This is a genomic window from Jiella pacifica (genome assembly GCF_010500815.1).
Classification (GTDB): domain Bacteria; phylum Pseudomonadota; class Alphaproteobacteria; order Rhizobiales; family Rhizobiaceae; genus Jiella; species Jiella pacifica.
In genome coordinates, this window is sequence record NZ_JAAAMG010000023.1 from 37,223 (window position 1) to 57,729 (window position 20,507).

General features: G+C 65.5%; 24 protein-coding genes. 20 read left to right on the plus strand and 4 right to left on the minus strand.

Annotation, left to right across the window (positions count from 1 at the left end):
- Window positions 1-61 precede the first annotated feature (61 nt).
- Window positions 62-808: a phosphatidylserine decarboxylase gene (locus GTK09_RS21715; protein ID WP_312869940.1), complete on the plus strand. Its 747-nt coding sequence runs from the start codon at window positions 62-64 to the stop codon at window positions 806-808.
- The gene (locus GTK09_RS21720; protein ID WP_163465498.1) at window positions 808-1,638 is read left to right on the plus strand and encodes a CDP-alcohol phosphatidyltransferase family protein; all 831 of its coding nucleotides are present in this window, start codon (window positions 808-810) and stop codon (window positions 1,636-1,638) included. Before GTK09_RS21715 ends, GTK09_RS21720 begins: the two co-directional genes overlap by 1 nt.
- Before the next feature lie 131 nt (window positions 1,639-1,769).
- Here the strand turns inward: GTK09_RS21720 and GTK09_RS21725 are convergent, their stop codons facing one another.
- Window positions 1,770-2,879, minus strand: coding sequence for a 5-methyltetrahydropteroyltriglutamate--homocysteine S-methyltransferase (locus GTK09_RS21725; protein ID WP_163465499.1), 1,110 nt, complete (start codon window positions 2,877-2,879; stop codon window positions 1,770-1,772).
- Window positions 2,880-3,204: 325 nt separating this feature from the next.
- Here GTK09_RS21725 and GTK09_RS21730 point away from each other — a divergent pair, with 325 nt between their 5' ends.
- The 3 genes from GTK09_RS21730 to GTK09_RS21740 all read left to right on the plus strand — a co-directional run bounded on the left by GTK09_RS21730 (window position 3,205) and on the right by GTK09_RS21740 (window position 6,380).
- On the plus strand, window positions 3,205-4,317 hold the full coding sequence (locus GTK09_RS21730) for a TRAP transporter substrate-binding protein (protein WP_163465500.1): 1,113 nt from the start codon (window positions 3,205-3,207) through the stop codon (window positions 4,315-4,317).
- Window positions 4,318-4,476: 159 nt separating this feature from the next.
- Window positions 4,477-5,037, plus strand: coding sequence for a TRAP transporter small permease (locus GTK09_RS21735; protein ID WP_163465501.1), 561 nt, complete (start codon window positions 4,477-4,479; stop codon window positions 5,035-5,037).
- Between the two features lie 20 nt (window positions 5,038-5,057).
- Window positions 5,058-6,380, plus strand: a complete 1,323-nt coding sequence (locus tag GTK09_RS21740; protein WP_163465502.1) for a TRAP transporter large permease — start codon at window positions 5,058-5,060, stop codon at window positions 6,378-6,380.
- A gap of 5 nt (window positions 6,381-6,385) precedes the next feature.
- Here the strand turns inward: GTK09_RS21740 and GTK09_RS21745 are convergent, their stop codons facing one another.
- A complete protein-coding gene (locus GTK09_RS21745) occupies window positions 6,386-6,778 on the minus strand; it encodes a winged helix-turn-helix transcriptional regulator (protein ID WP_163465503.1) in 393 nt (130 codons plus the stop codon).
- Window positions 6,779-6,876: 98 nt separating this feature from the next.
- On the opposite strand from GTK09_RS21745, the gene GTK09_RS21750 reads away from it, so the two are divergent.
- Window positions 6,877-7,944, plus strand: coding sequence for an SDR family oxidoreductase (locus tag GTK09_RS21750; protein WP_163465504.1), 1,068 nt, complete (start codon window positions 6,877-6,879; stop codon window positions 7,942-7,944).
- A 46-nt stretch (window positions 7,945-7,990) separates the two neighbouring features.
- Here GTK09_RS21750 and fliI read toward each other — a convergent pair whose 3' ends face one another.
- Together fliI and flgF are read right to left on the minus strand one after the other, a co-directional pair.
- Window positions 7,991-9,331: a flagellar protein export ATPase FliI gene (gene fliI, locus GTK09_RS21755; RefSeq protein ID WP_163465505.1), complete on the minus strand. Its 1,341-nt coding sequence runs from the start codon at window positions 9,329-9,331 to the stop codon at window positions 7,991-7,993.
- Entirely contained in the window at window positions 9,328-10,062 is a 735-nt protein-coding gene (gene flgF, locus GTK09_RS21760) for a flagellar basal-body rod protein FlgF (RefSeq protein ID WP_163465506.1), read from the minus strand. Before flgF ends, fliI begins: the two co-directional genes overlap by 4 nt.
- Before the next feature lie 218 nt (window positions 10,063-10,280).
- Between flgF and motA the strand changes: the two genes are divergently transcribed.
- The 14 genes from motA to GTK09_RS21830 all read left to right on the plus strand — a co-directional run bounded on the left by motA (window position 10,281) and on the right by GTK09_RS21830 (window position 20,507).
- Entirely contained in the window at window positions 10,281-11,144 is an 864-nt protein-coding gene (motA, locus tag GTK09_RS21765) for a flagellar motor stator protein MotA (protein ID WP_163465507.1), read from the plus strand.
- A gap of 4 nt (window positions 11,145-11,148) precedes the next feature.
- Complete coding sequence (locus GTK09_RS21770) at window positions 11,149-12,087, plus strand: FliM/FliN family flagellar motor switch protein (RefSeq protein WP_163465508.1); 939 nt, start codon at window positions 11,149-11,151, stop codon at window positions 12,085-12,087.
- Entirely contained in the window at window positions 12,068-12,427 is a 360-nt protein-coding gene (locus GTK09_RS21775; protein ID WP_163465509.1) for a hypothetical protein, read from the plus strand. Before GTK09_RS21770 ends, GTK09_RS21775 begins: the two co-directional genes overlap by 20 nt.
- Window positions 12,428-12,495: 68 nt before the next feature.
- A complete protein-coding gene (gene fliN, locus GTK09_RS21780) occupies window positions 12,496-12,948 on the plus strand; it encodes a flagellar motor switch protein FliN (RefSeq protein WP_246218057.1) in 453 nt (150 codons plus the stop codon).
- 6 nt (window positions 12,949-12,954) lie between these two features.
- The gene (locus GTK09_RS21785; RefSeq protein WP_163465510.1) at window positions 12,955-14,001 is read left to right on the plus strand and encodes a FliG C-terminal domain-containing protein; all 1,047 of its coding nucleotides are present in this window, start codon (window positions 12,955-12,957) and stop codon (window positions 13,999-14,001) included.
- A gap of 90 nt (window positions 14,002-14,091) precedes the next feature.
- On the plus strand, window positions 14,092-15,177 hold the full coding sequence (locus GTK09_RS21790; protein ID WP_163465511.1) for an EscU/YscU/HrcU family type III secretion system export apparatus switch protein: 1,086 nt from the start codon (window positions 14,092-14,094) through the stop codon (window positions 15,175-15,177).
- A gap of 29 nt (window positions 15,178-15,206) precedes the next feature.
- Window positions 15,207-15,608 (plus strand): BspJ family T4SS effector nucleomodulin, encoded by a 402-nt coding sequence (locus GTK09_RS21795; protein ID WP_163465512.1) that lies wholly within the window; start codon window positions 15,207-15,209, stop codon window positions 15,606-15,608.
- A 564-nt stretch (window positions 15,609-16,172) separates the two neighbouring features.
- The gene (locus GTK09_RS21800; RefSeq protein WP_163465513.1) at window positions 16,173-16,553 is read left to right on the plus strand and encodes a flagellar basal body protein; all 381 of its coding nucleotides are present in this window, start codon (window positions 16,173-16,175) and stop codon (window positions 16,551-16,553) included.
- Window positions 16,554-16,558: 5 nt separating this feature from the next.
- Window positions 16,559-16,975, plus strand: a complete 417-nt coding sequence (gene flgC / locus GTK09_RS21805) for a flagellar basal body rod protein FlgC (RefSeq protein WP_163465514.1) — start codon at window positions 16,559-16,561, stop codon at window positions 16,973-16,975.
- Window positions 16,976-16,977: 2 nt separating this feature from the next.
- The gene (gene fliE, locus GTK09_RS21810; RefSeq protein ID WP_163465515.1) at window positions 16,978-17,292 is read left to right on the plus strand and encodes a flagellar hook-basal body complex protein FliE; all 315 of its coding nucleotides are present in this window, start codon (window positions 16,978-16,980) and stop codon (window positions 17,290-17,292) included.
- A gap of 150 nt (window positions 17,293-17,442) precedes the next feature.
- Window positions 17,443-18,231 carry a flagellar basal-body rod protein FlgG gene (gene flgG / locus GTK09_RS21815; RefSeq protein WP_163465516.1) on the plus strand — a complete coding sequence of 263 codons (789 nt, stop codon included), beginning with the start codon at window positions 17,443-17,445 and terminating at the stop codon, window positions 18,229-18,231.
- Window positions 18,232-18,235: 4 nt separating this feature from the next.
- Window positions 18,236-18,724, plus strand: a complete 489-nt coding sequence (flgA, locus tag GTK09_RS21820) for a flagellar basal body P-ring formation chaperone FlgA (protein WP_163465517.1) — start codon at window positions 18,236-18,238, stop codon at window positions 18,722-18,724.
- Entirely contained in the window at window positions 18,721-19,920 is a 1,200-nt protein-coding gene (gene flgI, locus GTK09_RS21825; protein WP_203561157.1) for a flagellar basal body P-ring protein FlgI, read from the plus strand. The genes flgA and flgI overlap by 4 nt, the downstream gene beginning before the upstream one ends.
- Window positions 19,917-20,507, plus strand: coding sequence for a MotE family protein (locus tag GTK09_RS21830; protein ID WP_163465518.1), 591 nt, complete (start codon window positions 19,917-19,919; stop codon window positions 20,505-20,507). Before flgI ends, GTK09_RS21830 begins: the two co-directional genes overlap by 4 nt.

The following is a 20,507-nucleotide window of genomic DNA, read 5'->3' on the forward strand; positions in this document are numbered from 1 at the left end:
TGATCCGGGCCGGCGGCGATGATGACCGCAAGAGGTATCGCGGAAAGGCCGCATGGGCTAAATCCGCGGGGCGCAACCGGGCGAAAAGAACAGGAAGAAGACGACAAACGTGCATATCCTCACCTCGATCCGCAACGTTCTGACTCCCATCCACCGGGCCGGCTATCCCTTCATCGCCGCCTTCTTCGGCGTGTCCGTCGTCCTCGGTTTCTTCTGGCAGCCGCTGTTCTGGCTGGGAATGATCCTGACGGCCTGGTGCGCCTATTTCTTCCGCGATCCCGAGCGGGTGACGCCGGTCGCCGATCACCTCGTCGTCAGTCCGGCGGACGGTCGCGTCTCCTTCGTCGGCCTGGTCGCCCCGCCGGCCGAGCTCGGCCTCGGCACGGAGCCGATGTTGCGCGTCTCGGTCTTCATGACCGTCTTCGACTGCCACGTGAACCGGGCGCCGATGCGCGGCCGCATCATGCGCAAGCTCTATCGCGAGGGCGAGTTCAAGAATGCCGAACTCGACAAGGCGAGCGCGGTCAACGAACGCAGCTCTCTGGTGATCGAGACGTCTCAGGGCGAAATCGGCGTCGTCCAGATCGCCGGTCTGATCGCCCGGCGGATCATCTGCTGGTCCGAGATCGAGGACCGGCTCGAGGCCGGCGAGCGTTTCGGTCTCATCCGCTTCGGCTCGCGCCTCGACGTCTACATGCCCGGCAGCGTCAAGGCGCGGGTGGCCGAGGGACAGACGGCGATCGCCGGCGAGACCGTCATCGCCGAATATGGCGAGATGCTGAAGTCCTGGCCCGCGAGGCGCGATTGATGCCGCTCGACAAGCTGTTTCCCCCTTTCGATCCCGGTCATCCGGATGACGAGGAGCGCACGAGCCGGCGCATCCCGTTTCGCCGGATCGTGCCGAACCTGATCACCATCCTCGCGATCTGCGCGGGGATGACCGGCGTCCGTCTCGCCTTTGAGGGGCGGTTCGAGCTGGCGGTGCTGATGGTTCTCGGGGCGGCCGTCCTCGACGGCATCGACGGACGGGTGGCGCGGCTTCTCAAGGGCCAGAGCCGCTTCGGCGCGGAGATGGACTCGCTTGCCGACATCGTCAATTTCGGCCTCGCGCCGGGTCTCGTCCTCTACGCCTTCCTGCTCAACGAGGCGGGCGCCTTCGGCTGGACCGCCGCGCTGCTTTTTACGACCGGTTGCGCCCTGCGGCTCGCCCGGTTCAACACCATGCTCGACGACCCGCACCGGCCGAAATGGCATTCGGCCTTCTTCGTCGGCGTCCCGGCGCCGGCGGGGGCGGCTTTGGCCATGCTGCCGATGTATGTCAGTTTTGCCGGCCTCAATCTGAACCTGCCGCAGGTCACGGCGGGCTTCGCCTCGGTCTACCTCGTCTTCGTCGGCCTCCTGATGGCGAGCCGCATTCCGACTTGGTCCGGCAAGGGCGCGGGTATCCGGGTTCCGCGCAGCTATGCGATCCCGATCATCATGCTGCTGGTGCTCTACGTAGCGATGCTGGTGAGCTATTTCTGGGAAACGCTGACCCTGACGATCGTCGTCTATTACGTTTCGATCCCGTTTTCCTGGCAGGCCTTCTCACGGCGCGCGCGGCGGGAAACGCACCAGTACGGCCCGCCGACTGGATAAGGTCGCCAGGCGGCACCTGTGGGCGGAGACAACGCCAGACGCCCGGTAGAGCGTCAGCGTCGAGCGAACGCCGCGCTTTCGGCGCGGCGCTCGATTTGTGTATGCGTCGGAGCTTCAGCCGCCCCGGAGCCTCAGCCCCAGACGGACCTCGCCACCTCGACGCAGCGCTCCAGCTTGCGCCACTGGTCGTCCTCGGTGAGGTCGTTGCCGTGGGCGGTGGATGAGAAGCCGCACTGGTGGGAGAGGGCGCACTGGTCGAGATCGACGAATTGCGCCGCCTCGTCGATGCGCTTCTTGACGAGATCGGCCGGCTCGACCTCGCCCGACTTCGACGACATCAGGCCGAGGACGACGGTCTTGCCCTTCGGCATGTGGCGCAACGGCGCGAAGTCGCCCGAGCGCTCGTCGTCATATTCGAGGAAGAAGCCGTCGATGGCCATCTCGTTGAACAGGATCTCGGCGACCGGCTCGTAGCCGCCGGATGCGACCCAGGCGCTCTTGAAGTTGCCGCGGCACAGATGGACCGAGATCACCATGTCGGACGGGCGGTCCTTGATCGCGTCGTTGACGAGCCGGCAGTAGAGGCGGGTCAGATCGTCCGGATCGTCGCCGCGCTTGGCGGTGCGCTCGCGGATCTCCGGATCGCAGAGATAGGCAAGGTTGGTGTCGTCCATCTGCAGGTAGCGGCAGCCGCGATCGGCGAGATCCTTGATCTCTTCCCTGTAGGCGGCGGTCAGGTCGTCGTAGAAGCCTTCGAGATCGGGATAGATGCTCGACGAGATGGCGTCCCGCCCGCCGCGGAAATGCAGCATCGAGGGAGCCGGGATCGAGACCTTCGGCGTCCGGGTGACGACCGATTTCAGGAAGTCGAAGTCGGCCCCCTGGATCGCCTGAGAATGCGCGATCTTGTCGTTGACGTGCATGGTCGGCGGCGCGAAGCCGACCTCCTCGCCGTTGTCCTTGCGGAAATGCGTCTTGAACTCGCCGTAGGTCACGTCGACGCCGTCGAGCTTCTCCAGGAAGTCGACGTGGAAATAGGTCCGCCGGAATTCGCCGTCGGTGATGCCTTCGAGGCCGACGTCCTCCTGGCGCTTGACCACCTGGCTGATGCAGTCGTCCTCGATGGCGCGCAGTTCCTCGGCCGGAAGCTTGCCGTCGGCAAAGGCGGCCCGGGCCTTCTGCAGGCGCTCGGGGCGAAGGAAGCTGCCGACGTGGTCGGCCTTGAACGGGGGTGTCGTCATCTCTGTCTCCTACCTGACGTCCGGCTCGAGACGGCCGTGTGGCTCCGGAACTGGTGCAGGCAGGTCCCAAGACCACGCCAGCCATGATGAGGACACCACACGATCCTCCCAATTATTCTCCAGACTGATGACCTGGAGGTTATGAAAACTGCCAGCAAAGTCATTTTACCGACTTCTTTGTTCATATCATTGATGTCTGGCCGCCGTACAGGGGCAACCCCGCCGCGAGGTCGTTGCTTTGCGACGGCGTTTCGCTCACCCTTGCCGGCAACACCGCATTCGCGCCGGAGGAGGCGCGGCGCGCGGCAGCCAAACGGGAGGAACCATGTTCAAGACGACATTCAGGGCAGCGCTCGCTGGCGCCATCGTCGCCGCGGCGACCGGCTATGCGGCGGCGCAGGACGTGACGCTGCGCATCCATCAGATGCTGCCGCCCCAGGCGACGATCCCGCACGACGTGCTGGTGCCGTGGGGCGAAGCGGTCGCGGAGCAGTCCGGTGGGCGGATCGCCATCCAGCATTATCCGTCGATGCAGCTCGGCGGCACGCCGCCCGAACTGTTCGACCAGGCCCGCGACGGCGTCGTCGACGTCATCTGGACCGTGCTCGGCTACACGCCGGGTCGCTTCCCGAAGACCGAGACGTTCGAACTGCCCTTCATCATGACCGATGCGGTCTCGACCTCCGAAGCGCTTCAGGAATTCGTCGAGAAGAACGCCATGGACGAGTTTTCCGACGTCCATCTGCTGGCCGTCCACGCCCACGGGCCCGGCCTCTTCCACACTAAGGATCCGATCACCAAGCTCGAGGATCTGCAGGGCATGAAGATCCGCGGCGGCTCGCGGGTGATCAACGAACTCCTGACCAAGCTCGGCGCGACGCCGGTGGGCCTGCCGGTCCCGGCGGTGTCGGAGGCCCTTTCGAAGGGCGTGATCGACGGCACGACCATCCCCTGGGAGGTGACCCTGCCGCTGCGCATTTCCGAGCTCGTCACGAATCACACCGGCTTTGCCGGCGACAACGGGCTCTACACCCAGACCTTCGCCATCGCCATGAACAAGGACGTCTATGAGAGCCTGCCGGACGACCTGAAGAAGGTGATCGACGACAATTCCGGCATGAAGCTCGCGCGGATGGCCGGCGAGGCGATGGCCAAGCAGGACGCTGTCGGCGAGAAGAAGGCGGAGGACGCCGGCAACGACATCGTCACCCTCGACGAGGCCGAGACCCAGCGTTTCAAGGACGCCAGCGACAGCGTTATCGAGGAATGGGTCGCCCAGGGCGAAGGTCGCCAGGCGCTACTCGACGACGCCAAGGCGCTGATCGCCAAATACACCGAGCAGAACGCCGGAAACGCCGGGGACGCAGAGAACTCCGGCAAGGCCGAGGACGCCGACGGCATGACGAGCGCCATGCCGGCCGAGACCGAGAACAAATAGGCGCATCGCTCGGATGAACGCGGGGCGGGGTCGGCTTGGTCGGGTCCCGCCCCCCGGCTGGCTGGATGTCGCCAGAGCGTCATCTGCCTGTCCGGACGCGGGTTCGGCAAGGCGCGGGCGCATCGGAGCGGGAGTGCGGGGCGTGAAGAGGGGGACCGGGTGAGCGAGACTGGGGATATCGTCAAGGAGGAGGGGATGATCGGCCGCCTCGTCGACGTCGCAGCTTCGGCGCTCGCCTTCGTCGGCGGACTGTTCCTGCTGTTCATCGTCGTTCTGACATGCGTCTCGATCGTCGGACGCGCGCTTCTCACCGTCGATCTGTGCTGCGGTCCCGTGCCGGGCGACGTCGAGATGATCGAGATCGCCTCGGGCGTCGCCGTGTTCTTCTTCCTGCCATTCTGCCAGTTGAAGCGCGGTCACGTGACCGTCGACATCTTTTCCGGGCTGATGGGGGCGCGCGGCGTCGCGGTGACGGATCTCCTGGGCAATCTCCTGATGACGGCCGCCGCCGTCATCATCCTCTGGCGGCTGGAACTCGGCTTTCAGGACAAGCTGCGGAGCGGCGAGACCACCTTCATTCTCGCTCTGCCGCTGTGGTGGGGCTATGCCCTGTCGCTGGTCGGGGCCGTCGCCTTCGCCTTCGTCAGCGCCTACACGCTGCTGCGCTCCTTCTTCGAAGTCGCCTCCGCCAAGGCTCCGGCCTCAAAGCATAACGGTTGAACCGGCGTCTCTAGTCACTCATGTCCAATCTCGAAATCGCCCTTCTGTCATTCCCGGTCCTGCTCGTCCTGATCTTCGCGCGCATGCCGATCGGGCTGGCGATGCTGATCTGCGGCTTCTTCGGCAACTGGCTGGTGCTCGGCCGCTTCACGCCGATCCTGGCGCAGCTGAAGACGCTGCCCGTCACGACGTTTTCGAGCTATTCGCTGTCGATCATCCCATTGTTCCTGCTGATGGGCCAGTTCGCCGCCAAGGGCGGCATGAGCCAGGCGCTGTTTCGGGCCGCCAACGGCTGGCTCGGCCATCGCAAGGGTGGCGTGGCCATGGCGGCGATCGGCGCCTGCGCCGGCTTCGGGGCGATCTGCGGCTCGTCGATCGCCACCGCCGCGACCATGGGCAAGGTGGCGCTGCCGGAACTGAAGCGCTTCGGCTATGACGGCGGCCTTGCCACCGGCGCCCTCGCTGCCGGCGGTACGCTGGGCATCCTGATCCCGCCCTCGGTGATCCTCGTCATCTACGCGATCCTGACCGAGCAGAACATCGCCAAGCTGTTCCTCGCCGCCGTCGTTCCCGGCGTCCTCGCCATGCTCGGCTACATGCTGACGATCGCCATCTACGTGCGGGTGAAGCCTGACTCCAGCGGCCTGCGCGACAAGGCGCCTCTGGCCGAGCGGCTGCGGCTGACCTTCGAGGTCTGGCCGGTGCTTCTGGTCTTCTTCCTCGTCGTCTTCGGCATCTATTTCGGCTGGTTCACGCCGACCGAGGGCGCCGCCATCGGGGCCGCCGGCACCGGCCTGATCGCGCTTCTGAACGGCGGGCTGAAGGGCGGGGCGCTCGGCGAGAGCGTCCGGGAGACGGCGGTCGCGACAGGCATGATCTTCCTGATCATCCTCGGGGCCGGGGTCTACAACTCCTTCCTCGCCCTCAGCCAGCTGCCGCAGGAGGCGGCGGGCTGGGTCGTCGAGCAGGGATTCTCGCCCTGGATGGTGCTGACGGTGATCCTTCTCACCTATCTCGCCTTCGGCTGCGTGATGGATTCGCTGTCGATGATCCTCCTCACCGTGCCGATCTTCTTCCCGATCGTCTCCGGCCTCGACTTCGGCCTGTCGCCGGACGAGTTCGCCATCTGGTTCGGGATCCTGATCCTGATCGTCGTCGAGGTGGGGCTGATCACCCCGCCGGTCGGGCTCAATCTCTTCGTCATCAATTCGATGGCCAAGGACACGCCGATGATCCGCACCTTCCTCGGCGCGGCGCCCTTCGTGGCGTCGGACATCGTCAGAACCGTGATCCTGGCGACCTTCCCGATCATCACGCTGTTTCTGGTGCGCTGGCTGTATTGACAGCGTCAGGTGTCCCGGTCGGCCCTGCGCGACGTCGGGCGGGCCTTGAGGCTGTCGAGGGCGTCGGCGTTCGACCGACCCCAGGCGTAGAGCAGTTCGACCGGTTCGACGAAGCGCTGGCCGAGATCGGTCAGCCGATACTCGACCGCAGGCGGAACGGTCCCGGCGACGTGGCGGGTGATCAGCCCGCTCGCCTCCATGTCACGCAAGGTTTGGGTGAGCATCTTCTTGGAAATGCCGGGCAGGCTGCGCAAGAGGACTCCGGTCCGCGCTTTTCCGCCGTGCCGGGCATGCAGCGTGTGAAGGACCATGCTGGTCCATTTCGTCGCGAAGATCTCCAGGATCCGGCGCGGCGCGCAATCCTCCCGCCATTCGGCTTCGTCGCTGCCTTGCTCCATGCTGGTTACCCTTTGGTGGCTATGTCCCGTTTTGGTGCCGTCTAGCCGGTCCATGGTCTCGTGCATAGCTTCGTCTCGAACGAGATTGGAGAGACGACATGGCCAAGACGGCACTCATTGCAGGCGTCACCGGTATCCAGGGAAGCGCTACGGCGGATCGCCTCATCGCGGACGGCTGGACGGTCTACGGTCTCGCCCGCAATCCGTCCGACGATGCCGGATACCTGCCGGTGGCCGCCGATCTGCTCAATCCCGCTTCGCTCGGGGCGGCGCTGAAGGACGTTCGACCCGAGGTGCTGTTCCTCACGACCTGGCTCCGGCAGCCGACCGAAGCCGAGAACATCCGCGTCAACGCGGCGATGGTGCGCCATCTCCTCGACGCGCTCGGCCCGAAGGAATCGCTGCGGCACGTCGCTCTGGTGACCGGCCTGAAGCACTATCTCGGCCCGTTCGAGGCCTATGCCAAGGGCAACTTGCCGAAGACGCCCTTCCGCGAGGATCAGGGCCGGCTCGACGTGCCGAACTTCTATTACGCCCAGGAGGACGAGGTCTTTGCCGCGGCCGAGCGGCACGGCTTCGGATGGAGCGTCCACCGGCCTCACACGGTGATCGGCAAGGCCGTCGGCAACGCAATGAACATGGGCACGACGCTGGCGGTCTATGCCAGCATCTGCCGGGAGACCGGACGCCCCTTCCGTTTCCCCGGATCGGCCGTCCAGTGGAACGGTCTGACCGACATGACGGATGCCCGCCAGCTCGCCGCACAACTCGTCTGGGCCGCCGAGACGCCGGCAGCCCGGAACCAGGACTTCAACATCGTCAATGGCGACGTGTTTCGCTGGAGCTGGATGTGGCCCCGCATCGCCGCCTGGTTCGGCATCGAGGCGGAGGAATTCGACGCCACCGTCCGCCCTCTCGAAGCCCAGATGCGGGACGATGCCGCGATCTGGCGGACGATCGCCGAACGGGAGGGACTGGCGGTGCCGCAGATCGAGAAGCTCGCCTCTCCCTGGCATACCGATGCCGATCTCGGCCGGCCGATCGAGGTTGTCACCGACATGTCGAAGGCGCGCAAGGTGGGCTTTTCGGCCTACCGGGCGACCGATGACTGCTTCTTCGAGCTGTTCGAGCAGCTGGTCGCCGACCGGATCATCCCGTCGCCCTGAGCGGCGCGTCGGGCAGTCCCCGCCGCGTCGTCGCGGCCGTCGGCGATCAGGCTCCCGCCGGCGGTGCGAACGCTTCCTTCAGCTTCTTCGACAGGTCCTTGAACGGCTTGTCGGTGACCGGATTGCCCGGGTGCTGGACGAGATAATCGTAGATGTGCGGCACGAGGTCGACGGCCTGGTCGAGGGTGGCGTCCGAGCCGCGTTGGTAGCCGCCGAGGAGGCGAAGATCGCGGGTGTCCTCGAATCGCGAGATCATCGCTCGCAGCCGCGTCACCAGTTCGCGCTCCTGCGGGTTCCAGGCGCGGTCGGCGAGGCGGGAGATCGACTTGAGCACGTCCACGGCCGGGAAGCGGCCCTGTTCGGCGATCGCCCGGTCGAGCACGATGTGGCCGTCGAGCGTGCCGCGGATGGCGTCGGCGATCGGGTCGTTGTGATCGTCGCCGTCGACCAGCACCGAGAAGACGCCGGTGATCGTGCCGGATCCTTCGAGGCCAGGACCGGCCCGCTCGAGAAGCTGCGGCAGTTCGGAAAAGACGCTCGGCGGATAGCCGCGTGCCACCGGCGGCTCGCCGGCGGCGAGCGCGACGTCGCGGGCGGCATGGGCGAGGCGCGTCACGCTGTCGATGATCAGGAGGACGTTCTCGCCCTTGTCGCGGAAGTACTCTGCGATGGCGGTCGCGGTCTTCGGGGCGAGGCGGCGCATCATCGGGCTCTCGTCGCCGGTGGCGACGACGGTGACCAGCTTGTCCAGTCCGCCGGCCATGGTCTCTTCGAGGAATTCGCGCACCTCGCGGCCGCGCTCGCCGACCAACGCGACGACCGCCGTGTCGAAGCCTTGCGCCCGCGACAGCATGCCCATCAGCGTCGACTTGCCGACGCCGGAGCCGGCGAAGATGCCGATGCGCTGGCCTTTGACCAGCGGCGTGAAGATGTCGATCGTGCGGATGCCGGTCTGCACCGGGCTGCCGACCCGGCCACGCTTCAGGGCCGGGGGAGGGGAGCCATCGGCGATGCGCTCCTGTTCGCCCTTCTCCAGCGGCCCGTGGCCGTCGACCGGCTGGCCGAAGGCGTTGACGACGCGGCCCTTCCACGCGGCGCTCGGCGCCACGGTATAGGGGCCGATGCGCCGGGCCGGGCTCTTGACGCCGAGGGTCGAGCGGATGCCGAAGGGCTTGACCGTCAGGCTGTCGGATTCGATCCGCACCACCTCGCCGATCTCCTCGCCGGCTGAGCCCGGGCAGGAGATGCAGTCGCCGAGGCGCACGAATGGCGACAGGCCGGCGACGCGGAAGGCCTGCGGCCCGACGTCGACGATGCGGCCGGAAATCGCCACACGCGGCATGTCCAAGCCTGAGAAGTCGGCCGTTCCCTCACGCGTCATGCTCATTTGGCACCTCCGAGCGTCTGGATGGCGTCGCCGAGGCTGCGCTCGTTCGACTGGATCATGTTGGCGGCGCTCTCGAATGCGCGCTGAAGCTCGATCAGCCGGGTCATCTCGAGGATCGGATTGACGTTGGAGCCTTCGACGAAGCCTTGCATCACGCCCGCCTGGGAGAAGTCGAGGGCCGGCTGTGCCGCCTGGTCGGGGATGACGCCGGAGGTGTCGAAGCGGCTGAGCTTCGCCGTCGCCGGGATGGTGAACAGGCCGACGGCGCCGAGCTGGCGGCCGGCCTGGGTGATCATGCCGTCGCGGGCGATGGTGACGGTGCCGCCATTGGGATCGAGCTGGATCTGCGCCCCACCGGCATCGACCAGCGGATAGCCGGTCAGGGTTTCCATCGTCCCGGCCTCGTTGATCCGCATCCGGCCGTCACGGGTGTAGACCACGCCGTTCGGCCCCTGGAAGCCGAACCAGGCATCGCCGGAGACGGCCATGTCGAGGGGGTTGCCGGTCTGGGTGAGTTCGCCGTTCCTGGTCGACAGGAAGCTCGCGCCCTCCGAAGCCAGGCTGATCGGCTCGGCGCCGAAGCCGTCGCCCTTCTTGATCATCTCGTCGAACTTCACTTCCTCGGAGCGGAAACCGGCCGTCCTGACGTTGGCGAGGTTGTGCGCCAGCGTGTCGAGGCGGCGCTCGAGGGCGAGTTGGGCCGACAGGGCGACCGGAAGCGATGCCTCCATGATCATCCTCTTTTCATAAGGAGTGCGGGTGCCGAAGCGGCATGGGCCGACGGTCGGGCTCGGCGAGTGTCGGCCGGACAATGCCGTCGCAGGCTTGTCCCAGACTGAAAGGCAGGACCCTTGGATTTCAGGGATCGGCGAGGCGGCAAGGTCAAGGCTCGCACAAGCGCTTCTGCCGTAGGCCAGTCTTCGCAGCAACGGGTATGTGAAGGTGGATAATGGGAATTGTGATCGGCCTCGTCGTGGCGCTCGCCGCGATGCTCGGTGGCTTCACCGCGATGGGCGGCCATCTGGCGGTGCTCGTCCAGCCATTCGAATACGTCATCATTCTGGGTACGTCGCTCGGCACCTTCATCATCGGCAACTCGGCCAAGACGATCAAGGACACCGGCAAGGCGATGGGCGAAGCCATCAAGAACAAGGTGCCCAAGCAGAGTGAATATCTCGAGGTCCTGGGCCTTTTGCACAATCTGATGCGCGAGATGCGCTCGAAGTCGCGCAGCGAGGTCGAGGCTCATATCGACGACCCGAAGGAGTCGACGATCTTCCAGGCCTATCCGAACATCATCAAAAACACCGCGATGCTGAACTTCATCTGCGACTATGCCCGGCTGATCATCATCGGGAATGCCCGTCCGCACGAGATCGAGGCGCTGATGGAGGAGGAGATCCAGACCATTCACCACGATCTGCTCAAGGCGAAGCACGCTCTCCAGGACGTCACCGACGGTCTTCCGGCGATCGGCATCGTCGCCGCGGTTCTCGGCGTCATCAAGGCCATGGGCGCCCTCGATCAGCCCCCGGAAGTGCTCGGCCACCTGATCGGTGCCGCGCTCGTCGGTACCTTCGCCGGCATTTTCTTCTCGTATGGCGTGTTCGGTCCGATCGCCGCCAAGATCAAATATGTGCGCGAGAAGCAGGTCCGCGTCTTCGTCATCGTCAAGTCGACCCTCATCGCCTACATGAACGGCGCGATGCCGCAGGTCGCTCTCGAATACGGCCGAAAGGTCATCTCCGCGGCGGATCGTCCGACCATCGATCAGGTCGAGAACGAGACCATCGGCGGCGGCTCGGGTGCCTGATCCGATGAGCGAGGTCGCCTTCCAATCCGACCCGGCGGAAATCCGGGCTCGCCTCAAGAGCGCGAGCGAACTCGATCCGGCGCGGTTACCGCGGCTCGAGCATCTCTGCGGCGTCTGGACCGAGGAAATGTCCGCTCGGCTCAAGGAGCTGACCTCGGGTGCGTTCGAGATCGTCTATCAGCAGTGCGACGTCGAGGGCGCTCCCGATCCGGAAGACCAGGCTTTCGCAACGACGCTGATCGCCCCCCTCCTGTCCAACCGTTTTGCCAAGCCGAGCTTCGTTCTCGCCGATCACAAGCTCGTCGAGGTGGTGCTATCGGCCTTTCTCGGATGCCAGCCGTCGGCCGAACTCGCCGAATCCCGCACGCCGAGCGCCTTCGACCAGCACTTCGTCCGGCTGTTCTTCTCGAAAGTGATGGAGACCGCCTCGAAGGTCTTTCAGCCGATGGCGAGTTTCGATCTCTCGCTCGGCAGCTTCGTTTCGCCCGCCGAACTGGCTGAACTCCTCGGCGAGGAGCCCGAGCGCTATTTCGTCTTCCGCTTCGAAATGGAGTTTGCGGGGCTGACCGCGCCGTTCTCCCTGGCGCTGCCGAAGAGCTTCCTCTCACCGCACCGGCGGTTTCTCAGCGGTACGCCCGAAAAGCCCGAGGTCGGCTCGGACGAAGCCTGGAAGAAGGGCATCGAGGCCAGCTTCGCCCAGAGCGATCTCCGGATCGATGCGGTGCTGTGCAAGAAGAAGATCCCGCTGTCGCAGGTCGCGCGCTTCAAGGTCGGCGCCACGGTCGAACTGGATGTGGGCCTGACCAGCCTCATTCCGCTCGAATGCGAGGATCGGCCGATGTTCCGGGCGAAGGTCGGGCGGTCCCGCGATTTCTATGTGGTGCGCGTCGAAGAGCGCATCGATCCGGCTCAGGAGTTCATCGATGACATCCTATCTGATTGATGCGCTCCTCGTCGTCGCACTGGTCGTTACGGCGCTTCGCTGCGGCCGAATGCACAAGGAACTGCGTGCGCTGCGGCAGACCAACCTCGCCGAGGCGCTGATCGATGCCGAGGTGTCGCTGAACCGGGCCGCCGAGGCGATCGTCGCGGCGCGCCATGAAGGCGTCGACACCGTTCGCGAGCTCGAGCGCCAGCTGGTCGAGGCGCGCCGCGTCACCGCCGAATTGCGCGGGCTCGTCGCGCGCGGCGAACCGGCGCATGCCGGCGAAGCTGACGCCGACCCTTACCGGGATTTCTTTGCCGCAGCGCAAGACAGGCTTCACGCCAGTCTGGCCCGCTAGTCCGGTAGCGGCAAACCACCGGACCGGACCGCCTGCCGCATCCCCCTCTACCCTCGAAAGGCCGCCCAATGAGCGACTCCGAACTCGACCTTGATCTCGAAGACTCCGAAGACGCGGAATCCGGTATGGGCGGTTTCGAGATGCCCGCAGGCTTCGATCCGTCCGCTGCGATGAGTCAACTAGGCGCCGGGGCGCAGGACGAGGAAGATGACGACGTGATCGAGGAACCCGCCGCCGATCATCTCGATCTCGATCTGGTCATGGACGTTCCGGTGACCATGGAGGTCATTCTCGGCTCTTCCACCATGACCGTCGCCAACATCCTGAAGCTCGGTCGCGGCGCCGTCGTCAAGCTCGACACCAAGGTCGGCGATCCAGTCGACGTCGTCGTCAACGGCCGCATCGTCGCCCGCGGCGAGATCGTCGTGATCGACAAGGAGGAGCAGCGCTTCGGCATCACCCTCACCGACGTCGCGAAGCCCGGCTCCAAGCTGCAAGCTCGCAAGCCTCGCGCGGCCTGATAAGCCATGTCGATCATCGCCGCCTATACCAATGAGCCTGGTCTGCCCGATGACGGTAGGTCGCGCGCGGCCATCCTGCTGCTCGCGCTCGGATCGGAGGGGGCGGCGCGTCTTCTGAAGCATCTTTCGCCCGAAGAGATACGCCTCGTCCGCGAAAGCGCCGCGAGCCTGCCGACCGTCGGGCCGGAGCATATCGACGAGGTGGTCGACGAGTTCCAGAGCTACTTCAAGAAGGGCGCGGCGCTGACCGGGCCGGCCAAGGAGATGGCCGAGCTCCTCGAGAACGCGCTGTCGCGGGAAGAGTACGTCGCGATCTTCGATCCGGACAGTCGCGATCCGGCGCTGGCCGACCTCGTCGAGATGAACCGCGACGGCGACGTCTGGGAGGCGATCGCGGCGACGGAGCCGGCTGCCTTCGCCCAGAAGCTCCTCCCCGAGCATCCCCAGCTGGTGGCGATCATCCTCGCCAAGGTTCCCCCCGAGATCGCCTCGGCGATGGTGCGCGAATTCCCGCCGGCGATGCGCAACGACGTGATGCGGCGGATCCTGACCCTGAAGCCGTTGCAATACACGGTGCAGACCATTCTCGAAGGCCAGATCCGGCGCAACTTCGTCACAACGAGTGGCGATACGGAGGAGGGCGGAAGCCACGCCTTCCTGGCCGAAATCGTCAATCGCCTCGACAAGGAATCCTCCGAAGAGGTGCTGGAATCGCTGCGCGCCACCCGTCCGAAGGACGCCGAGGCGTTGGAAAAGCTCCTCTTCGCCTTCGACGATCTGCCGGCCCTGCCGCTCAGGTCCCGTCTCACGCTGTTCGACGCGGTCGCCCCCGATCTCCTGGTCAAGGCGCTGCGCGGCGCCGGCGAGGAAATCGTCGAGCTGGTCCTCTCCTCGCTGGGTGCGAGAGCCCGGCGCATGGCCGAAGCCGAACTCAAGCAGGAGTCCAACATCCAGAAGTCCGAGATCGACGGCGCAAGGCGCCAGATCGCCAAGGAAGCGCTTCGCCTCGCCGGCGAGGGCAAGCTCGTGCTGCGCGAGCAGATCGAGGACTGACGACCCGGGCGGCGTAACCATTGCGCAACCGTAAGCCCGGGAAAGCGACGGCGAATTCATCCAACGTCAACGGCTTGAGGGAGTAGATCGTTGTCGGACGAGGATAAGTCGTCAAAGACAGAGCAGCCGACGGAAAAGAAGATCCGCGACACGATCGAGAAGGGCAACCTTCCGGTCTCGCGAGAAGCTCCGATCCTGACCTCTCTCCTGGCGGCGATGGCCTTCTTCACCTTTCAGGTGAAGGACGGCTCCGCGCATCTGCTCCTCGCCCTGAAGTCGACGATGGAAAATCCGCTCCAATGGGAGTTGGAGACGGGGGCCGATGCGTTACATGTGCTCGAAATGCTCGCAGTCGAGATGGGGCGCTTCCTCATGCCCGCCGTGCTTCTCTTCGCAGGGGCCGGCGTCGTCGCATCGGTTCTTCAAAATCCGCCGCAGATCAATTTCGAGCGGATCGCACCCAAGGCATCGAACGTTTCTCTGTCGTCCGGTTTCAGCCGAATATTCGGCCTCAAGGGCGTGACGGAGTTCGGCAAGTCCATGTTCAAGTTCATTGCCATCGGTGTCGTCGTCGGCTCCATTCTCGTCTCGGGTTTCCCGACGATGGTGAAGGCGATGTATGCCGACCCGGTGCTGTTGCCGGAGCTCATCCTCGAAATGGCGATGAAGCTCCTGTCCGGCGTGTCGATCGCCACGATCGTTCTCGTCGCCGCCGACATCGGGCTGTCGCGCTTTCACTGGAACCGCGACCTGATGATGTCCAAGCAGGACATCAAGGACGAAAACAAGCAGATGGAGGGCGACCCGATGGTCAAGGCCCGCCAGCGCCAGATCGCCCGCGAGCGGACCAAGCGTCGTATGATGGCCGAGGTTCCGAAGGCGACCCTCGTCATCGCCAACCCGACCCACTACGCCATCGCCCTTCGCTATGTCCGCGAAGAGGGCGGTGCGCCGATCGTCGTCGCCAAGGGGACCGACCTCCTGGCCCTGAAAATTCGCGAAATCGCCGAAGCCAACGACGTGCCGGTGATCGAAGACAAGCTCTTGGCAAGGTCGATGTACGACCATGTCGAAATCGATCAGATGATACCGCCTCAGTTTTTCAAGGCCGTCGCCGAGATCATCTACTATTTGTACGCCCGGTCCGGGACCAAGATGGGGGTTGCCACGGCTTAACCATGCTCGACATTCGAAAAAGATCGACGATGTCGCGGGAGCGGGCGCTCGCGGACGGCATCAAGGAAGTGGCCGCGGAGCTGAGGCTCGTCGAGGTCGTCGACTATATCGCCTTCCTGCGGCTGGAGCGGTACGGCAATCTCGCCGATATCGTCACGTCCTCGTCGGAACTCTATCTGAAGCCCGGCGTCCTGCGCTTTGCGGATGGTGGTGAAGTGCGGCTGAAGTGGGGCGAAGTGCCGGTGGTCATCCTGGCTCTGGAATTCCGCCACGCCGGTGTGACCGCCCATCTGCACCTCGAACTCGGCGCGACGACCGCCGCGGTCGAGATCATTCATGTCAGCTTCGACGATCGGCCGCCGACGGTGGACGAGGAACTCGTCCTGCTGATGAACGCCATCGCGGACGCGCATCTCAAAGCCCGCGACTGATCGCACGAGCGATCCTTCGGACGGAACCTCTCCAGTCGGAGCGTGATCGGCCAATCCCGGTCACGTTCCGTTTTTTCGCTCGGCGCGATACCCACATCCGCCGAGCTCCAGATTCTTCCCCGTGGTGCCGTGAGCGCCGACCCCTCCTTCGCCGAGGAGCGCCGCTGGAGCGATTCGCGCTCGCGGAAATTCTCCGAGATCACCAAGGCCCATCCGGCCGCTTGCGAATTTCGCCGCCCGGCGCCGTCACGTCGCGCTTCGCGAAACGGACAGGTCCGTCGGCTTTGAGCGATACCCTGGCGGCGCCCCCCGGACTGGACGGCCTCTCGCGGGCGCCGGGATCCTGTCCCGCCAGAATCCCATGATGCGCGGGCGAGGGGTCGTCGTCGAAAGCTCCGCCCAGCCGGCACCGTTTCGGCCGGCCCGTTCGTCGAGATGCGGAGCGAGCCGGCACGCCAGACTCGCCGTCGGTACTTCGCAACGACGCCGCGGCAGCTTCCCTACAAGTTTCGGACAAGTGGTTCGGCATAGAACCGGGTCAGTCGAAGCAACGGAAGTTTCGCAATGGACAGCGCCTATCTCTTCGGCATCACCTCCCAGCGCAACGCTTGGCTCACCGCCCGTCAGGCGGTCGTCGCCGAGAACGTCGCGAATGCCGATACGCCCGATTACAAGACCAAGGACATCGCACCGTTCGAAGACGTGCTGAACCAGGTCGGAATGAAGATGGTCGCCGACAACGAGGCGCACATCGCGATGGGCGGCGGCTACGGCGAGGGCGTTGCGCGCACCGGCCAGCAGGACTGGGTGGTGACGACGACCGACAAGGACGTCACGATCGAACAGGAGATGCTCAAGGCCGGCGAGGTCTCGCGCTCCTATTCGCTGAATACTTCGATCGTCAAAGCCTTCCATCGGATGCTTCTCAACACCGTGAAGGGCTGACGCCGATGATCGATCCCATTGTCTCTTCTCTGAAGATCGCTTCGAGCGGGTTGTCGGCGCAGTCGACGCGCCTGCGCGTCGTCTCGGAAAACATCGCCAATGCCAACACCACCGGCGACGTCGCCGGCGCCGATCCCTACCAGCGCAAGACGATCACCTTCGCCGCCGAACTCGACCGCCTGAGCGGTGCCGACCTGGTCAAGGTGTCGGACGTCGGTCGCGACCAGAGCCCCTTCATCGTCGAACACGATCCGGGCAATCCCGCGGCCAACGCCGACGGCTACGTCAAGATGCCGAACGTCAACATGCTGGTCGAGATGGCCGACATGCGCGAGGCCAACCGCTCCTACGAGGCCAACCTCCAGGTGGTGAAGCAGGCCCGCGAAATCATCAACATGACCATTGATCTCCTGAGGAGTTGACCATGATCCCAGCAATTGGATCGGCCCTTCCGAGGGTCGAACTCTCCCCGAGCACCAGTTTCGTCACCGGCGGCGTTGCCCCGGGGGGCGTGGAGACCGGCAAGAGCTTTGGCGCCGTCCTGACCCAGCTCGCCTCCGACGCCGTGTCGACGGTGAAGACCGCCGAGGCGACCTCGATCAAGGGCGTCAACGGCGAATCGTCGACCCAGGCCGTCGTCGAGGCGGTGATGAACGCCGAACGGACCCTGCAGACGGCGATCGCCGTCCGCGACAAGGCGGTCGCCGCCTATCTCGAACTCTCGCGCATGTCGATCTGACGCCGCCGAGGCGTGCCGGACCGGGGCGCCGCGGGCAAAGCCCGGCGACAAGGCCTGCGACGAGGCGAAGCCGGCTTTTGCCGGATCCATCATCGCCGATCCCACGATCGCCACCGGCATCGCGGGCAATAACCAGAAACGGAGTATCCGATGCGCGCCCTAGCGATCGCAGCCACCGGCATGAACGCCCAGCAGACCAATGTCGAGGTCATCGCGAACAACATCGCGAACATCAACACGACCGGCTTCAAGCGGGCGAGGGCCGAGTTCACGGATCTGCTCTATCAGGTCGAGCGGATGCAGGGCGTGCCCAACCGGGGCGGCGAAGGCGTCGTTCCGGAAGGCGCGCAGCTCGGCCTCGGCGTCCGCCTCGCGGCGATCCGCACCGTGCATCTGCAGGGAACGCTGAACCAGACCGGCAACCGGCTCGATCTTGCCATCAACGGCAATGGCTGGTTCCAGGTGCAGGGCCCGGGCGGCGAAACGCTCTATACCCGTGACGGCGCCTTCAACACCAATGCCAACGGCCAGCTCGTCACCCTCGACGGTTTCGCCGTGGACCCGGGCATCACTGTTCCGGCCAACACCACCGAGGTGACGGTCAATGCCAGCGGCGAGGTCTACGCCACGATCGACGGCCAGGTCGCCCCGCAGCTGCTCGGCCAGCTGACCATCTCGACCTTTCCGAACGACGCGGGTCTGGCCGCCCAGGGCGGCAACCTCTTCCGCGAGACCATCGCCTCCGGCGCGCCGGTGGCGGGCGTCGCGGGCGAGCAGGGTTACGGCACGATCAACCAGGGCTACCTTGAGGATTCGAACGTCGACCCGGTCAAGGAGATCTCCGAGCTGATCTCCGCCCAGCGCGCCTACGAGATGAACTCCAAGGTAATCACCGCCGCCGACGAAATGTCGAGCGTCGTCTCCAAGGGCATGCGTTAAGGTCATGGCTCTCGGCTCCCGTTCGCTCTCACGCCTCGTCGTGCGGTTCGGCAGGATCGCGGGCCTCGGCCTAGCGACCAGCCTCGCCGGTCCGCTCGCCGCAGCCGAACTGACGCTGCCGGTGCCGTCCGCGATCATCTATCCCGGCCAAGGCATCGTCGAACGGGGCCTTTCGACCGGCGACTTCATCGTCAAGGACGACAAGGTCGGCCTCTTCGTCCTCGAGGAGAGGATGCTGGAAGGCATGGTCGCCAAGCGTACGCTCCTGCCCGGCAACGCCATCCGCGTGACCGACATCTCGCTGCCCGATCTCGTCACCGCCGGGTCTCAGGTCACGCTGGTCTACCGCGAGACGGGTCTCTTCATCACCGGCCTCGGCACGGCCCTTCGCTCCGGCGCCATGGGCGATGCGGTCACGGCCCGCAACCTCGACAGCGGCATCGTCGTCTCGGGCGTCGTCGAAGCCGATGGAACGATCAGGATCGAGGAATGAGACCTCTGCGTATCATCGGGCTCGTTCTCGCCCTTGCCGGCCTCGTCCCGCAGGCGCTTGCCGCCGACATGGTCGCGAGCCGCGGGATGCTGCCCGGCCACGGCGCGAACGAACCCTTCCGTCCTGTCCGCGGCGATCCCGATTCGGCTGTCGGCACCGTCCGGATCAAGGACATCACCGCGGTTCGGGGCGTCAGGGCGAACCAGCTCGTCGGCTACGGCCTCGTCGTCGGCCTGCAGGGTACCGGCGATTCCATGCGCAACTCGCCGTTCACCGAGCAATCGCTGCAGTCGATGCTCGATCGGATGGGCGTCAACATCCGCTCGCAGAGCGCCAGGGGCAAGAACGTCGCCGCCGTCACGGTGACGGCGGAACTGCCGCCCTTCATCGGCACCGGCCAGCGCATCGACGTGACGGTGTCCTCGCTGGGCGATGCCTCCTCGCTGATGGGCGGAACGCTGGTCATGACGCCGCTCTACGGCGCCGATGGCGAAATCTACGCCGTCGCCCAGGGGCCACTGGCGGTCAGCGGCTTCACCTCGGAGGGCGACAGCGAAAAGCTGACGCAAGGTGTACCGACGACGGGACGAATCCCCAACGGCGCCCTCGTCGAACGCGAGGTGCCCGGGTCCTTCAACGACGACGGCAAGCTCGCCTACGAGCTGTTCAATCCCGACTTCAAGACGGCGATCCGCATCGTCGATGTCATCAACGACTATGCGGTCAAGCGCTGGGGCGTTGCCGTCGCCCAGGAGGAAGATCTTCGCACGGTGCATCTGCATCGGCCGAAGAAGGTCTCCGCCCCGCGGTTTCTCGCCGAACTCGGCGACCTGCGGGTCGCCCCGGACCAACCGGCGCGCGTCGTCATCGACGAACGAACGGGAACGGTGGTGATCGGCAAGGACGTCCAGATCTCCACGGTGGCGCTCACCCACGGCAATCTGACGGTCCGCGTCAGCGAGATGCCTTCGGTCTCCCAGCCGGCGCCGCTCTCGGACGGCCAGACGGTGGTGACGTCGGAGACCCTCGTCGAGGTCCAGCAGGATGGCGGCAACTTTGCCTATGTCGGCGGCGCCGACCTCGAAACGGTCGTTCGCGGCCTCAACCGAATCGGTCTGAAACCGACGGGGATCATCGCGGTCCTCCAGGCGGTCAAGACGGCCGGTGCCCTTCAGGCGGAACTGGTGGTGCAATGATGCGAGGCGATACGAAGACGAGCGGATTGCGGGCGGTCCTGACGATCTGCGCCGTTCTCATCCCGGCAACGACCGCGATGGCGGCAGGCGGCGAAGCGAAGCCCGCCGACAAGCCGGTGATCCCGCCGCAGGAACTCCGGGTCATCGACGAGAACGGCAATCCTGTCGCCGGCCCGGCGCCGGCGACGGAGGTGGAGAAATACTGCCTCAACATCGCCGACCGGGCCCAGGAGAAGCGCTATTCCCTGCAGCAGGCGAAGCTGAAGGAAATCGAGGTCGAAGTCGGCAAGCAGATCGACGAGCTCGATCGCCGGCGTGCCGACTACAAGGAGTGGCTTGCCGAGCGCCGGAAGTTCCTCGACAGCGCCTCCGGCGTCGTCGTCGACATCTATGCCAGCATGGACGCCAGCTCCGCGGCCGGACAGCTCGCCAAGCTCGATCGCGACGCGGCCGCCTCGGTCCTCGTCAAGCTCAAGGCGCGCCAGGCCAGCTCGATCCTCAGCGAGATGGACGCCAATACCGCGGCGGAGATCGCCGGACGCATCGTGCAGAAGACCGCTGCCGGCACCAACGCGCCGCCGGCGTAG

Excerpts from the sequence above, each read along its gene's own strand:
- GTK09_RS21775 (WP_163465509.1), top strand. The coding sequence starts at position 12,068 with ATGACATCCTATCTGATTGATGCGCTCCTCGTCGTCGCACTGGTCGTT.
- flgF (WP_163465506.1), bottom strand. The coding sequence starts at position 10,062 with ATGGAGGCATCGCTTCCGGTCGCCCTGTCGGCCCAACTCGCCCTCGAG.
- fliN (WP_246218057.1), top strand. The coding sequence starts at position 12,496 with ATGAGCGACTCCGAACTCGACCTTGATCTCGAAGACTCCGAAGACGCG.
- GTK09_RS21730 (WP_163465500.1), top strand. The coding sequence starts at position 3,205 with ATGTTCAAGACGACATTCAGGGCAGCGCTCGCTGGCGCCATCGTCGCC.
- flgA (WP_163465517.1), top strand. The coding sequence starts at position 18,236 with ATGGCTCTCGGCTCCCGTTCGCTCTCACGCCTCGTCGTGCGGTTCGGC.
- flgG (WP_163465516.1), top strand. The coding sequence starts at position 17,443 with ATGCGCGCCCTAGCGATCGCAGCCACCGGCATGAACGCCCAGCAGACC.
- GTK09_RS21800 (WP_163465513.1), top strand. The coding sequence starts at position 16,173 with ATGGACAGCGCCTATCTCTTCGGCATCACCTCCCAGCGCAACGCTTGG.
- GTK09_RS21830 (WP_163465518.1), top strand. The coding sequence starts at position 19,917 with ATGATGCGAGGCGATACGAAGACGAGCGGATTGCGGGCGGTCCTGACG.
- GTK09_RS21750 (WP_163465504.1), top strand. The coding sequence starts at position 6,877 with ATGGCCAAGACGGCACTCATTGCAGGCGTCACCGGTATCCAGGGAAGC.
- flgI (WP_203561157.1), top strand. The coding sequence starts at position 18,721 with ATGAGACCTCTGCGTATCATCGGGCTCGTTCTCGCCCTTGCCGGCCTC.
- GTK09_RS21720 (WP_163465498.1), top strand. The coding sequence starts at position 808 with ATGCCGCTCGACAAGCTGTTTCCCCCTTTCGATCCCGGTCATCCGGAT.
- fliI (WP_163465505.1), bottom strand. The coding sequence starts at position 9,331 with ATGAGCATGACGCGTGAGGGAACGGCCGACTTCTCAGGCTTGGACATG.
- motA (WP_163465507.1), top strand. The coding sequence starts at position 10,281 with ATGGGAATTGTGATCGGCCTCGTCGTGGCGCTCGCCGCGATGCTCGGT.
- fliE (WP_163465515.1), top strand. The coding sequence starts at position 16,978 with ATGATCCCAGCAATTGGATCGGCCCTTCCGAGGGTCGAACTCTCCCCG.
- GTK09_RS21745 (WP_163465503.1), bottom strand. The coding sequence starts at position 6,778 with ATGGAGCAAGGCAGCGACGAAGCCGAATGGCGGGAGGATTGCGCGCCG.
- flgC (WP_163465514.1), top strand. The coding sequence starts at position 16,559 with ATGATCGATCCCATTGTCTCTTCTCTGAAGATCGCTTCGAGCGGGTTG.
- GTK09_RS21770 (WP_163465508.1), top strand. The coding sequence starts at position 11,149 with ATGAGCGAGGTCGCCTTCCAATCCGACCCGGCGGAAATCCGGGCTCGC.
- GTK09_RS21740 (WP_163465502.1), top strand. The coding sequence starts at position 5,058 with ATGTCCAATCTCGAAATCGCCCTTCTGTCATTCCCGGTCCTGCTCGTC.
- GTK09_RS21785 (WP_163465510.1), top strand. The coding sequence starts at position 12,955 with ATGTCGATCATCGCCGCCTATACCAATGAGCCTGGTCTGCCCGATGAC.
- GTK09_RS21795 (WP_163465512.1), top strand. The coding sequence starts at position 15,207 with ATGTCGCGGGAGCGGGCGCTCGCGGACGGCATCAAGGAAGTGGCCGCG.
- GTK09_RS21725 (WP_163465499.1), bottom strand. The coding sequence starts at position 2,879 with ATGACGACACCCCCGTTCAAGGCCGACCACGTCGGCAGCTTCCTTCGC.